This is a genomic window from Cupriavidus gilardii (assembly GCF_008801915.1).
In the GTDB taxonomy this organism is placed as follows: Bacteria; Pseudomonadota; Gammaproteobacteria; order Burkholderiales; family Burkholderiaceae; genus Cupriavidus; species Cupriavidus gilardii.
Genome location: NZ_VZOV01000007.1, coordinates 235565 through 247894, shown reverse-complemented (window position 1 = coordinate 247894; position 12330 = coordinate 235565). Strand labels below are relative to the sequence as shown.

At 68.9% G+C, this 12330-nt stretch carries 10 protein-coding genes; 9 read left to right on the top strand and 1 reads right to left on the bottom strand.

The features are described 5' to 3' along the window. Positions 1 to 397 precede the first annotated feature (397 nt). The 9 genes from F7Q96_RS11905 (at position 398) to F7Q96_RS11865 (ending at position 11319) form a co-directional block, all read left to right on the top strand. A complete protein-coding gene (locus F7Q96_RS11905) occupies positions 398 to 2002 on the top strand; it encodes a 3'-5' exonuclease family protein (protein WP_082371830.1) in 1605 nt (534 codons plus the stop codon). 230 nt (positions 2003 to 2232) lie between these two features. Continuing rightward, positions 2233 to 2622: a hypothetical protein gene (locus tag F7Q96_RS11900; protein ID WP_053824441.1), complete on the top strand. Its 390-nt coding sequence runs from the start codon at positions 2233 to 2235 to the stop codon at positions 2620 to 2622. Between the two features lie 430 nt (positions 2623 to 3052). After that, a complete protein-coding gene (locus F7Q96_RS11895) occupies positions 3053 to 4105 on the top strand; it encodes an ABC transporter substrate-binding protein (RefSeq protein ID WP_082371831.1) in 1053 nt (350 codons plus the stop codon). Between the two features lie 80 nt (positions 4106 to 4185). Next, positions 4186 to 5223: an aromatic ring-hydroxylating dioxygenase subunit alpha gene (locus tag F7Q96_RS11890; RefSeq protein ID WP_053824442.1), complete on the top strand. Its 1038-nt coding sequence runs from the start codon at positions 4186 to 4188 to the stop codon at positions 5221 to 5223. Positions 5224 to 5226: 3 nt separating this feature from the next. Beyond that, positions 5227 to 6066, top strand: a complete 840-nt coding sequence (locus F7Q96_RS11885; protein WP_053824443.1) for an ABC transporter ATP-binding protein — start codon at positions 5227 to 5229, stop codon at positions 6064 to 6066. Between the two features lie 31 nt (positions 6067 to 6097). Next, entirely contained in the window at positions 6098 to 6892 is a 795-nt protein-coding gene (locus tag F7Q96_RS11880) for an ABC transporter permease (protein WP_053824444.1), read from the top strand. A gap of 105 nt (positions 6893 to 6997) precedes the next feature. Further along, positions 6998 to 7564 carry a sigma-70 family RNA polymerase sigma factor gene (locus F7Q96_RS11875; protein ID WP_053824445.1) on the top strand — a complete coding sequence of 189 codons (567 nt, stop codon included), beginning with the start codon at positions 6998 to 7000 and terminating at the stop codon, positions 7562 to 7564. Further along, positions 7561 to 8637 (top strand): FecR family protein, encoded by a 1077-nt coding sequence (locus tag F7Q96_RS11870; RefSeq protein WP_053824446.1) that lies wholly within the window; start codon positions 7561 to 7563, stop codon positions 8635 to 8637. Before F7Q96_RS11875 ends, F7Q96_RS11870 begins: the two co-directional genes overlap by 4 nt. Positions 8638 to 8838: 201 nt before the next feature. Further along, a complete protein-coding gene (locus F7Q96_RS11865) occupies positions 8839 to 11319 on the top strand; it encodes a TonB-dependent siderophore receptor (RefSeq protein WP_053824447.1) in 2481 nt (826 codons plus the stop codon). On the opposite strand, the gene F7Q96_RS11860 is transcribed toward F7Q96_RS11865, so the two are convergent. Then, the gene (locus F7Q96_RS11860; protein WP_053824448.1) at positions 11310 to 12308 is read right to left on the bottom strand and encodes a pyridoxamine 5'-phosphate oxidase family protein; all 999 of its coding nucleotides are present in this window, start codon (positions 12306 to 12308) and stop codon (positions 11310 to 11312) included. The two genes, F7Q96_RS11865 and F7Q96_RS11860, sit on opposite strands and share 10 nt — an antisense overlap. Positions 12309 to 12330: the final 22 nt, after the last annotated feature.

The following is a 12330-nucleotide window of genomic DNA, read 5'->3' as shown; positions in this document are numbered from 1 at the left end:
AGCACTTGATAACTTTTGAGCCACGGATCCGAAGACCCGCTGTGACTGCCGCTATCGAGCGCCCACACTTATCGGTTGTTCGTTTGTTAAAGAACTGCGCGGCCGGCTTTGCCGTTCGCGTCGCTGCGTTGTCAGCAGCAGAGAAACGAGATTATGCAGAACATTTCGCTTCTCGTCAACAGGTTGTCAGCACTTTTTGCTGCGGCTCCAGCACCGCAGCGCCTTCGCCTTCCCCGTCAACCTCGCCGCCGTTCGGCTGCGAGGGGGCGAATATTAAGGGAGCGTGACAGCCGTGGCAAGCCTTTTTTGCGGAAGCAACGAACAACCTTGCAGGCGCCGCATCGCTCACTTGGCTAGCAATGGGCCTCGAAGCCTGCGCGGCGCTTAGAATCGCTGGATGCCCGACCTGCCCAGCCATCACGATCAGCCTACTTATCTAGCAGAGCGCCTGCCCGCAGACGCCCCGCGCCGGCTCGACGCCGCCACCCTGGCGACCGCACTGGCCAGGCCCATCGTCTTCGTCGATCTGGAGACCACCGGCACCGACGCGCAGCGCGACCGCATTACCGAGATCGGCGTGGTCGAGGTCGGTCCGGACGGCGTGACCGAATGGGACACGCTGCTGGACCCTGGCTGCGCGATCCCGCCCTTCATCCAGCGCATGACCGGCATCACCGAAGAGATGGTGCGCGGGCAGCCGACCTTCGAGACATTGGCCGAGAGCCTGGCCGAGCGGCTGCACGGCAAGCTGTTCGTCGCCCACAACGCCCGCTTCGACTACGGCTTCCTGAAGCAATCGTTCAGCCGCGCCGGCATTACCTTCCGGGCGGACGTGCTCTGTACCGTGCGGCTGTCGCGCGCGCTGTTCCCGTCGGTGGAGCGCCACGGGCTCGACGCGCTGATCGCCCGCTTTGGCTTGCAGCCGAAAGGCCGGCACCGCGCGCTCGCCGACGCCGAGTTGCTGTGGCAGTTCTGGCAGCAGGTGCACGGGCTCTATTCGGTCGAGCTGGTCGAGTCGGCGATCGCCTCGCTGGTCAAGCGCGCCAGCCTGCCGGCGGGTCTCGAGGAGACCGCGCTCGACGACGTCCCGCAGGCGCCCGGCGTCTATCTGTTTCACGGCGACAACGACACGCCGCTCTATGTCGGCAAGAGCGTCAATCTGCGCCAGCGGATCGGCGCGCATTTCTCCGGCGACTATCGCTACGGCAAGGACCTGCGCCTGTCGCGCGCCGTGCGGCGGGTCGAGTGGCGCGAGACCGGCGGCGAGATCGGTGCGCTGCTGCAGGAGGCACTGCTGGTCAAGCAGCTGGAGCCGGTGCACAACACGCTGCTGCGGCGCAAGGGGCCGCTGTTCGCGTGGGAACTGCCGGACGGCCTGATGGCGCCGCGCCTGCGGTCGGACCGCGACACCGATTTCAGTCGTCATCGCGGCCTGTTCGCTGTCAGCGCCAGCCGCGCCGGCGCCTATGCCCGCCTGCGCGAGCTCGCCGAGCAGCACGGGCTCTGCCAGGCCACGCTGACGCTGGAGCCGCGGAGCCGGATGGGAACCCCGTGTTTCGCGCGCCAGCTCCATCGATGCGCTGGGGCCTGCGTCGGCGCGGAGCCGCTGCGCGCCCATCGGGAGCGCCTGGCCGACGCGCTGCGCCCGCTGGCGGTCGCGCCGTGGCCCTTCACCGGCCCGATTGCCTGGCGCGAGCAGGACCATGCGCGCGCCCAATGGCATGTCCTCGATAACTGGTGCTATCTGGGTTCGGTGGCCTCGCTGGACGATGCGCAGACGCTGCTGGGCGAGCCGGCCCGCTTCGACCTGGACAGCTATCAGATCCTGGCGCCGCACTGCGGGCGGCTGCTTGCGGAGGCCGTCGTGCTGCCTCGTCCGTCGACCTTCGAGCTGCGCCCGTGCGAGCCGATCGTCGCCGCGCGACGAGACAGCGCCGCTGGACCGGCACGGCCCAGGCGCATACCCGCCGCGCAGACGCCGCTGCCGCTATTCGAGTTCTGAGCAACCACCAGCCATCGAGCGCACCAGCCGAGATAGTCAAGGAGTCGATCGTCTGTACGCCGCCGCACATTGCCGCCTTGGCAATGCGCGCCCGGTCGCATAGCCTGCCTCGTAACGGAACAGCCGCAGCGGGAGCCGCCATGCCTTCGATTCGCGCCTCATCCCCGGCCCGCACACGGGCCTCGCGCTGGCGACGGTGCCTTGCAAAAGCGAAGGCGACAGCGACAGCCGTGGCCACGGCCCTTGCCGCCGCGTCGCTGTTCGGCTGCGCCAGCCAGCAGACCGGCGCGATGCAGTCGATCGTCGACTCGTGGCGCGGGACCCCGATCGACCAGGCCAGTACCCAATGGGGCCCGCCGGCCTCCGTGCAGCCCCTCGCCAATGGCAACGCCTACGTCTGGGTCGACGAATTCCCGCGCGCGCAGGCGCCCGGCAGCGGACCGCGCGAAGCGCGCGCGCCGACCGACCCGGCGCCCGCCACGATCGGCCGCTGCCAGCGCCGGCTGATTGCCGGCGCCGATGGCATCGTCCGCGGCGGCGACTGGAGCGGGGACACCTGCTGCCTGACCACCGCCTTCGGCCGCTGCGCCGCGCTGCTCAATCGCAAGCCCAAGGGTTGAGCCGCACCGGGGTTGAGCCGCACCGGATCGCATCACGCCGCACCAAACCCGCGATGCGATCCCAACCCCGGCGCCCACAGTTGGCGCATCGGGCCGCGTCGATGCCACCGCGCGCGCCGATCCCGCGTGGCATGCCTCTTGCGACATTCCCGCTCGAGTAGAAGCGGTTAGCGCCGCCGCATCGCCATCGCAGGCCGATGCTCCGGCGCGGGACATTGCTCTCACGACCACCGGTCGTCACCGGCAGCGCCATCCGCGCACCGCGTGTTGAACCCGGCCGCCCCGGCCGCGAACGAGAGAGAGCGCACACGATGTCCCGTCCCTGCCATTCCTTCCGGTCCCATCGCCTCGCCGTACCACGCCCGCCGTAAGCGCCGGTGCGGCCCCGCTTCGCCCTTCCCTTCGACGACGACACGACACCCCAGGCCCCATGAACACGTCGCACCTCGCTCCCTCCTTCGCGGCAGAGACCGCATCGCCCATCGTCCCGCACGGCCCGCGCAGGCGCCTGCTTGCCGGCGCATTCGCAGCCGCGGCCGCGGCCGCATTGACCATCGCACCGCTGACGGCCTTCGCCGCCGACAAGGTGACCTTCCTGACCTCCTGGTACGCGCAGGCCGAGCACGGCGGCTTCTATCAGGCCGTGGCCGAAGGCATCTACAAGAAACACGGTCTCGACGTGACCATCCGCATGGGCGGGCCGCAGGTCAACGGCATGCAGATCCTGAGCAGCGGCCAGGCGGACTTCCTGATGGGCTACGACCTGCAGGTGCTCAAGAGCATCGAGCAGGGCGTGCCGGTGACGACGGTCGGCACCTCGTTCCAGAGCGATCTGCAAGGGATGATGACGCATGACGACGTCAATGGGCTGGCCGATCTGAAGACCCGCACCGTGCTGGTCTCCACCTCGGGGCGCACCACGTGGTGGCCGTGGCTGAAGGCGAAGTACCAGCTCGACGAGGCGCAATCGCGCGTCTACACCTTCAACCTGCAGCCCTTCTTCGCCGACCGCAATACCGCGCAGCAGGCCTACGCCTCGTCGGAGGTGTTCGCCGCGGAGAAGGCGGGCGTCAAGACGCGCTTCTTCCTGTTCGCCAACGATGGCTATCCGCCCTACGGCACCACCATCGTGACCATGCAGAAGACCGTCAAGGACAAGCCCGATCTGGTCGCGCGCTTCGTGCGGGCATCGATGGAGGGCTGGAAGAGCTATCTGGCCAATCCAGCCGCGGCCAATGCGCTGATCAAGCGGGACAACCCGAACATGAAGGACGACCAGCTTGCCTGGGCGCTGGGCAAGCTCAAGGAGTTCCGGCTGGTCGACGGCGGCGACGCCGCGCGCCAGGGCATCGGCGTGATGACCGACGCGCGCTGGCAGAAGACGCGCGACTTCATGGTCGGCGCGGGGCTGCTGAAGGCCGAGACCGACTGGAAGCAGGCCTACACCACGCAGTTCGTCAAGGACCTGAGGGTCATGCCCTGAGGGCAAGCGCCCGCCATTCGCAGCCCTCATTCCAACCCGACGCCATCGCGCGTCTTCCCTTCGCATTCCAAGGATTCATCATGCTGGTCACCCGACAACCCGTGCTGCGCCGCTTCTGGTACGCGCTGATGCCGGTCTCGATGCTCGACGACGGCCCCAAGCCCTTCACGCTGCTCGGCGAGGAGCTGGTGCTGTGGAAACGCCCCGACGGCTCGCTGGCCGCGCTGCGCGACCGCTGCTGCCACCGCACCGCCAGGCTGTCCAAGGGCTGGGTCAACGAGCGTGGCGACATCGTCTGCGGCTATCACGGCTGGGAATACGACTGCTCCGGCGCCTGCGTACGGATTCCGCAGGCGCCCGACAACCGGGTCCCTGCCGGCGCCCGCGTGCCGGCCTATCGCGCCGAGGAGAAGTACGGCTATGTCTGGGTCGCGCTGGACGATCCGCTGCAGCCGATTCCCGATTTCCCCGAGGAAGGCGACCCCGCCTATCGCCGCATCCTGCAGTACTACGAGCGCTGGAACACCAGTCCGCTGCGCGTGATGGAGAACGCTTTCGACAATTCGCACTTCAGCTTCGTCCACCGTGCCAATTTCGGCATCGCCGACCAGCCCAAACCCGAGAAATACGAACTGACGCAGCGCGAATGGGGCTTCGAGGCCGAGACGCTGGTGCCGATCCGCAATATCGAGGCTGGCCATCGGGTGACGGGCACCACCGAGCCGATCACCCACCGGCATATGTTCAACCGCTGGGACATGCCCTTCACGCGCCGCTTCGGCTGCATCTATCCGGCCAGCGGACGCCATCACATCATCTACAACTGCGCCACGCCGATCGACGACCGCACGGTGATGCTGTCGCAATGGCTGTACCGCAACGACCGCGAGGAAGACTGTTCCACCGAGGAGCTGATCGCCTGGGACGCCCCGATCGTGGCCGAAGATCGCGAGATCCTCGAGGCCACCGACTACGACGCCTGCATCGATACGCGCCGCCGGGTCGAGTTCCATATGGAGTCGGACAAGCCGGGCCTGCTGATGCGCAGGATGCTGCTGGAGCTGCTGGAGCGGCACGGCGAGAAGGAAGTGTTCCGCGTACCCGTCGTCGGTGCCTGAGCCATGTCCGCCGGCCCTCGCGATACCGGCGCTGCGGACGCGCCGATCCTGTTCGCCAACCAGGTCGAGAAGACCTATCCCAACGGCACCGTGGCGCTCGAACGCGTCAAGCTGTCGATCCGGCCGGGCGAATTCGTCTCGCTGCTGGGCCCGTCCGGCTGCGGCAAGAGCACGCTGCTGAAGCTGTTTGCCGGACTCGAGGCGCCATCGGCCGGCCATCTGCGCTGGTGGGGCGAGGGCACGCTGCCCGGCACCAAACCCGCCGTCGCCAATGGCGCGCGCCGCACGCTGGCGATGGTGTTCCAGGAAGCAACGCTGATGCCGTGGGCGAAGGTGGCGGACAACGTCCGGCTGCCGCTCGATCTGGCGCGCATGCCGCGCGAGCAGGCCGACGACCGCGCGCGGCGTGCGCTTGCCCTCGTCGGCCTTTCCCAGTTCGGCCAGGTCTATCCGCGTGAGCTGTCCGGCGGCATGCAGATGCGCGTATCGATCGCGCGGGCGCTGGCGACCGAGCCCGATCTGCTGCTGATGGACGAGCCGTTCGGCGCGCTCGACGAATTCACGCGCAACCGGCTCGACGCCGATCTGCGCGCGCTGTGGGCCGAGCGCGGCCTGACCGTGGTGTTCGTCACGCACAGCATCTACGAGGCGGTCTATCTGTCGAGCCGTGTCGTCGTGATGGCGGCGCGGCCGGGCCGCGTGATCGCCGACGTGGCGATCGACGGTCCCGCGCAACGCGACGAGGCCTACCGCGTCAGCCCTGAATTCATGCAGCACTGCGCGCGGCTATCAGCGCTGCTGGCGCAGGCCAATACCGGCGTCGCTCCGGCCGATGCCGCGTAGCGGCCGCGACGCACCACCAAGGAATCCGATCATGGCATCGCCCCTGCTGTCCCGTCCCGCCGTGCAACGCATCGCCGCGCCGCTGGCCGTCGGCGCGCTGATGCTGCTGGCCTGGCAGGCCGTCTGCCTCTGGCTCGACGTGCCGCCCTATCTGGTGCCCGCACCATCGGCGATCGCGCGCACGCTGGTCGAGGACTGGGCGCTGCTGTCCGGCTCGCTATGGGTGACGCTGCGCATCACGATGCTGGCGTTCGCGCTGGCCGTCGTGCTGGGCACCGCGGCCGCCTTCGTGTTCGTGCAGAGCCGGCTGATCGAGGCCAGCCTGTTTCCCTATGCGATCCTGCTGCAGGTCACGCCCGTCGTCGCCATCGCGCCGCTGATCATCATCTGGGTCAAGGAGCCCACGCTGGCGCTGGTGATCTGCGCCACCATGGTCGCGATCTTCCCGATCATCTCGAACACCGTGCTGGGCCTGCGCAGCGTCAATCCCGGCCTGCTGAACCTGTTCCGCATCAACCGGGCCACGCGCTGGGATACGTTGCGGCGGCTGCGGATACCGAGCGCGCTGCCGTATTTCTTCGGCGGCCTGCGTATTTCCTGCGGCCTGGCGCTGATCGGCGCGGTGGTGGCCGAGTTCGTCGCCGGCACCGGCGGCACGGGCGCGGGGCTCGCCTATCAAATCCTGCAGGCCGGCTTCGCACTCAATATCCCGCGCCTGTTCGCCGCGCTGGTGCTGATCACGGTCACCGGCGTGCTGCTGTTCGGCGCGATGGCAATGCTGTCGCGGCTGGCGCTGTCGCATTGGCATGAAAGCGAGCTGGCGTGATGCCGGACCTGCAGGTTGCCAAACCCCATCCACGCCCATAAAATGCGAATCGTTCTCATTTCCTGATCATCACCGGACCTGGCTCTCGCCATGGCCGGAGTTCCCATGTCCGCCGCCGAGTCCCTGCCGTCACCGCCGATCGATGCGCTGTACAGCGATCATCATTCGTGGCTGTTCGGCTGGTTGCGCAAGAAGCTGTCCTGCCCGCACGACGCGGCCGACGTGGCGCACGACACCTTCGTGCGGATCCTGGCCTCGCGCGATGCGCTGGCCGGCGTGCGCGAGCCGCGCGCGTATCTGACCACCACGGCGAAGCGGCTGATCATCGATCGCGCGCGGCGGCACAAGCTGGAGCAGGCCTATCTGGCGGAGCTGGAGCAGGCGGCGGCCTCGCTGGACGGCTTTCCGTCGCCGGAGCAAACCGTCGCCGCGCTGCAGGCGCTGGCGCAGATCAGCGCCGCGCTCGACGGCCTGCCGCCGAAGCCGCGCGAGGCCTTCCTGATGCACTACCTGGACGGGCAGACGCACGCCACCATCGCCGCGCATCTGGGCGTGTCGACGCGGATGATCCACAAGTATCTGGTGCGGGCGCTGGCGCACTGCGCCTTGGCGGATGACGGTGATGAAGACGCAGGCAGCGCCGGTGCCGCCGCGGCATCGCCTGCCGGATGAGCGCGCGCCTTGACGACGGCGATCCGGTCGCGCAGGCAGCGGACTGGATTGCGAGGCTGACGGCCGACGATCCCGACGAGCGCGCCACCGCGCAGATCGAATTCGCGCGCTGGAAGGCCGCCGATCCTCGGCACGCTCGCGCCGCCGCCCGCGTCGAATCGCTGCTTCATCGGCTCGAAGGCCTGCGTCAACACGCCGGCGGCGATGCCCGTCCGGCGCGAGCGGCATTGCGCGCCGCCTTCGGGAATGAACGACATGGCGAACGACACGACGGCCCGCATGAGGGCGTAGGCCATGGCAAGCCCTCGCGCCGACGCCGCACCGCACGCCATCTCGGCGCCCTGGCCGCCGCGCTGGTGACGACCGCCGTCATCGCACTGTCGCTGCACGCCTGGCCGCCGGCCTGCCTGCTGGCCGATCTGCGTACCGGCACCGGCCAATGGCAGACCCACACGCTGCCCGACGGCAGCCGCCTGACGCTGAACAGCGGCAGCGCGGTGGACCTGCGCTATGACGAGGGACGCCGCCTGATCGAGCTGATCCGCGGCGAAGTGCTGATCGATGTCGCGCGCGATCCGGCGCGGCCTTTCGTGGTCCGCACCGCGCAGGCCGATATCGAGGCGCTCGGTACGCGCTTCAGCGTCGACCGCGACGATCAGCGGACCGTGCTGACGATGCTGGAATCCAGGGTCCGCGCCCGCGCCACCGGCGCGCGCAGCGAGCCGCGCCAGGCGGTGGTGTCGGCCGGCGAACGCGTCGCCGTGACGGCGGCCGGACTCGGCCCGATCGAGCGGGTCGATGCGGACAGCATCGAGCAGGCCTGGCAACGGCACCAGCTGATCGCCCGCGGCGAGCCGCTGCCCGAGCTGCTGGACGCGCTGAACCGGCATCGCCCCGGCTGGATCGGCTACGACCGCAAGCAGATTGCCGACGTGCGCGTGTTCGCCGTGCTGCCGCTGGACGACACCGAGCAGGCGCTGCAGTTGCTGGCCAATGCGCTGCCGGCGGTGCGGGTGCGGCAGTTGACGCCGTATCTGGTGTGGGTGGACGCGCCGGCTGAAACGGCGGAATAGATGCGCTCGGTGTTCTCCCCTCTCCCGCTTGCTGGAGAGGGGCGGGGGAGAGGGCAGCTGAGCCGGCTCCCGGGACGCGCTCAAAACCACCCCCTCTCCCCCTGAGGGGGAAAGGGAGAACACGGTCGGACGGAGCGGTTCCGGCTCCGCTCCCTCATCCGTCAAACACAACAACAACAAAAGCACGGAAACCGCGAAATCATGACCCATACCCATCCCGGGCCTCCGCGGCCTCGCCCGAACTCGCGCGCGCTGGCCGTTCAGCTGACGATGCCGCTGGCCCTCGGCGCCGCGCTGGCGGCCGCGATGACGCTGCCCGCCTGGGCCCACGCGCAGACGCAGGCGCAAGCCCAAACGCAAACACGAGCGCAAACCCGGTACGCCATCCCCGCCGGTCCACTGGCCGAGGCGCTGACGCGCTACGCCCAGCAGGCTGGTGTCGCGATCACCGTCGACGCCGACAAGCTGCGCGGCCTGCGCACGCAGGGCCTGCACGGCCGCTATGGCGTCGACGAGGGCTTCGCCGTGCTGCTGCGCGGCAGCGGCTACGCGATCGGCAGGACCCCGGCCGGCTATCTGCTGGTGCCGGCCGCCACGCCGGCGCCACAGGCCATCGCTGCGCCCGCCGATGCCGCGGTGCTGCCCGCGGTGACGGTCACCGGCAGCCAGGAAACCGCGCTGAGCCCCGGTGTCGGCTTCGTCGCCAGGCGCAGTGCCGGCGCGACCAAGACCGACACCCCGCTCGCCGAGACGCCGCAGTCGATTTCGGTGGTCACCCGCCAGCAGCTCGAAGACCAGAAGCCGCGCAGCGTGTCGGAGGCGCTGAACTACACGCCCGGGGCCTTCACCGCGCTGGTCGGCGCGACCAATCGCTACGACTACGTCGCGCTGCGCGGCTTCATCGACAGCAGCGTCGACAACTCGCTGCTCGACGGCCTGAAGGTGCTGGGCGATCCCGGCAGCTACAGCTCGATGCAGGTCGACCCGTATTTCCTGGAGCGGATCGACGTGATCCGCGGCCCGGCCTCGGTGCTGTACGGGCGCGCCTCGCCCGGCGGCGTGGTCGCGCTGACCAGCAAGCGGCCGCAGTTCGAGCGCGCCGGCGAAGCCCAGGTCACCGTGGGCAACCGCAACCGCTACGAGGCGGGATTCGATCTGACTGGCCCGCTCGACGACAACGGCGTCGCCGCCTACCGGATCACCGCGATCGGCCGCTCGATGGATACGCAGTTCCGCCATGTCGAGGAAGAGCGTTTCGCCATCGCGCCGTCGCTGCTGCTGAACATCAGCCCGGACACGCGTCTGCTGCTGCAGGCTTATCTGCAGCGCGACCCGCATGGCGGCTATCACGGCGCGATTCCATCCGACGCGACCATCACCGCCGCGCACAACGGCCGCCGCATCCTGCGCAGCTTCTTCGACGGCGAGCCGGGCCACAACGAATTCACGCGCACGCAGCGCATGGTCGGCTACCAGTTCGAACATGCGTTCAACGACCGCTGGCAGTTCCGGCAGAACTTCCGCTATCTGTCGTCCGACGTCACGCTGCAGCAGGTCTATGGCTATGGCTGGGCCGGCCCCAACACGCTGACGCGCTATTACTCCGGCGCCAACGAGAGCCTGGACGCGTTTATCGTCGACAACCAGCTGCAAGGGCAATTCGATACCGGTCCGCTGAAGCACACGCTGCTGTTCGGCGTCGACTACCAGCACCGCCATGTCGACGGCTGGTGGGAATCGGGCGCTGCCGCGCCGATCGACGCCTTCGATCCGGTCTACGGCAATGCAGGCCTGTCCGGCCTGTTCCGCGCCAATATCGACCGCAAGCTCGAGCAGACCGGCCTCTACCTGCAGGACCAGATCGCCTGGGATCGCTGGCGCCTGGTGCTCGGCGGCCGCCAGGACATGGCCAAGGTATCGAACCTCGGCTTCGGCGCCGCCTCGCGCTCGGCGTGGGACGGCTCGAAGTTCACCAAGCGCGCGGGCCTGGTCTACCTGTTCGACAACGGCGTCGCGCCGTATGCCGGCTATAGCGAGGGCTTCAATCCGAGCGGCAGCACCGCCCGCGACGGCAGCCTGCTGCCGCCGACCGAGAGCCGGCAGTTCGAGATCGGCGTCCGCTACCAGCCGCCGCGCAGCAGCACGCTGCTGTCGGCCTCGCTGTACGACCTGACGCAGGACAAGGTCGCGGCGCGCGTGCTGTCGACCCCGTACTACCAGCCGGCCGGCAAGGTGCGCTCGCGCGGGCTCGAACTGGAGGCACGCTCGCGCGTGACCGACAGACTGTCGGTGCTGGCCAGCTACACCTACACGCACATGCGCTACGTCGAGTCGCCCGAAGGCGTGGTCGGCAACACGCCGTACCAGGCGCCGCAGCATATGGCCTCGATGTGGGCCGACTATCTGGTCTTTCCCGGCTTCACCGTCGGCGCCGGCGTACGCTATGTCGGCACCAGCTGGGCCGACAACGAGAACTCGCTGAAGGTGCCGTCATACACGCTGGTCGACCTGATGATGCGGCTGGACCTGAGCCGCATCAGCGCGTCGCTGAAGGGCGCCGGACTGCGGATCGCCGCCACCAATCTGTTCGACAAGACCTATGTGTCGTCGTGCGCCGGCCTGTTGAATTGCTACTACGGCGAGGCGCGCAACGTGATGGCGACGCTTACCTATCAGTGGTGATCGGCGGCGGCGGCGGGCCACTCGCCCGTCTCCGCCAGCACCGGCGACACGCTGACCAGCCTGGCGCGCAGCGGCAGCACGCCGGGGCGCCGGATCGCCTGCTCCACCCGCATCCGCACCAACCGCTCGGCGCCAGCGTAGGCCTCGACTTCTGGACCGTCCCAGACGATCTCCGCGCGCACCGCCACATGCAGCAGCGTGCCGTCCTCCCAATCGACAAAAAGCAGCCCTGCACGCGGATTGGCGACCAGGTTGCCGATCGTGTTGAAGTAGGCGTTGCCGTTGAAGTCCGGCATCACCAGCATGCCGTCGCCGTCCACGCGCACGAAGCCTGGCTTGCCGCCGCGATGCGAGACATCGGCGCCGCCGCTGTGCGGCGCGTCCGGATCGCTGTGATGGGTGGCGATGAACAGCGTGTCGGCGTGCCGCACCAGGTCGATCGCGTCGCCATCGAGCCGGTCCAGCACCTGTGGCGCGGGCAGACCCGCGTGCGCTTCGACCGATGACGATCCGGCTGGCTGCAGTTCGCGCTGCTGGATATAGCGCGGGCAATTGCCGAAGCTCTGCCGCACCTCCAGCGTGAAGCCGCCGGCATCGCGCCGCGCCACCACGCCATTGAGCCGGTTGCGGCGGCGCGTCGGCAGTTCGATGCCGAGCAGGCCAAGGTCGGCGCCGTCGCGCAGCGCGCTGTCCAGCGGATCGCCGGGCAACGGCAGCGCATCGACGCGCAGCGCGAGCGGATCGGGCGCATAGGCGAATCCCGGTGCGCCGACCAGCATCGTCGCCCAGACGCCGCCATCGTCCGTGCGTGCGCCGGCCAGCAGAAAGGGCAGTTGCGCGAAGAACAGCCGGTGCTGCTCGGGCATTTCACCGCGTACGATGCGGCGGCCCACCGCCTCCATCTTCTCGCGCTTGCCGACGCGCTCTTGCGCCAGCCGTTCGCCGCGATGGAAAGGCGATTCGTCGTGAGGCCAGGTCGGCAGTTCCATGATCGCGCTCCGGGGATGTGTG

Coding starts and splice junctions, on each gene's coding strand:
- F7Q96_RS11895 (WP_082371831.1), top strand. CDS start 3,053: ATGAACACGTCGCACCTCGCTCCCTCCTTCGCGGCAGAGACCGCATCG.
- F7Q96_RS11865 (WP_053824447.1), top strand. CDS start 8,839: ATGACCCATACCCATCCCGGGCCTCCGCGGCCTCGCCCGAACTCGCGC.
- F7Q96_RS11905 (WP_082371830.1), top strand. CDS start 398: ATGCCCGACCTGCCCAGCCATCACGATCAGCCTACTTATCTAGCAGAG.
- F7Q96_RS11870 (WP_053824446.1), top strand. CDS start 7,561: ATGAGCGCGCGCCTTGACGACGGCGATCCGGTCGCGCAGGCAGCGGAC.
- F7Q96_RS11875 (WP_053824445.1), top strand. CDS start 6,998: ATGTCCGCCGCCGAGTCCCTGCCGTCACCGCCGATCGATGCGCTGTAC.
- F7Q96_RS11880 (WP_053824444.1), top strand. CDS start 6,098: ATGGCATCGCCCCTGCTGTCCCGTCCCGCCGTGCAACGCATCGCCGCG.
- F7Q96_RS11890 (WP_053824442.1), top strand. CDS start 4,186: ATGCTGGTCACCCGACAACCCGTGCTGCGCCGCTTCTGGTACGCGCTG.
- F7Q96_RS11860 (WP_053824448.1), bottom strand. CDS start 12,308: ATGGAACTGCCGACCTGGCCTCACGACGAATCGCCTTTCCATCGCGGC.
- F7Q96_RS11885 (WP_053824443.1), top strand. CDS start 5,227: ATGTCCGCCGGCCCTCGCGATACCGGCGCTGCGGACGCGCCGATCCTG.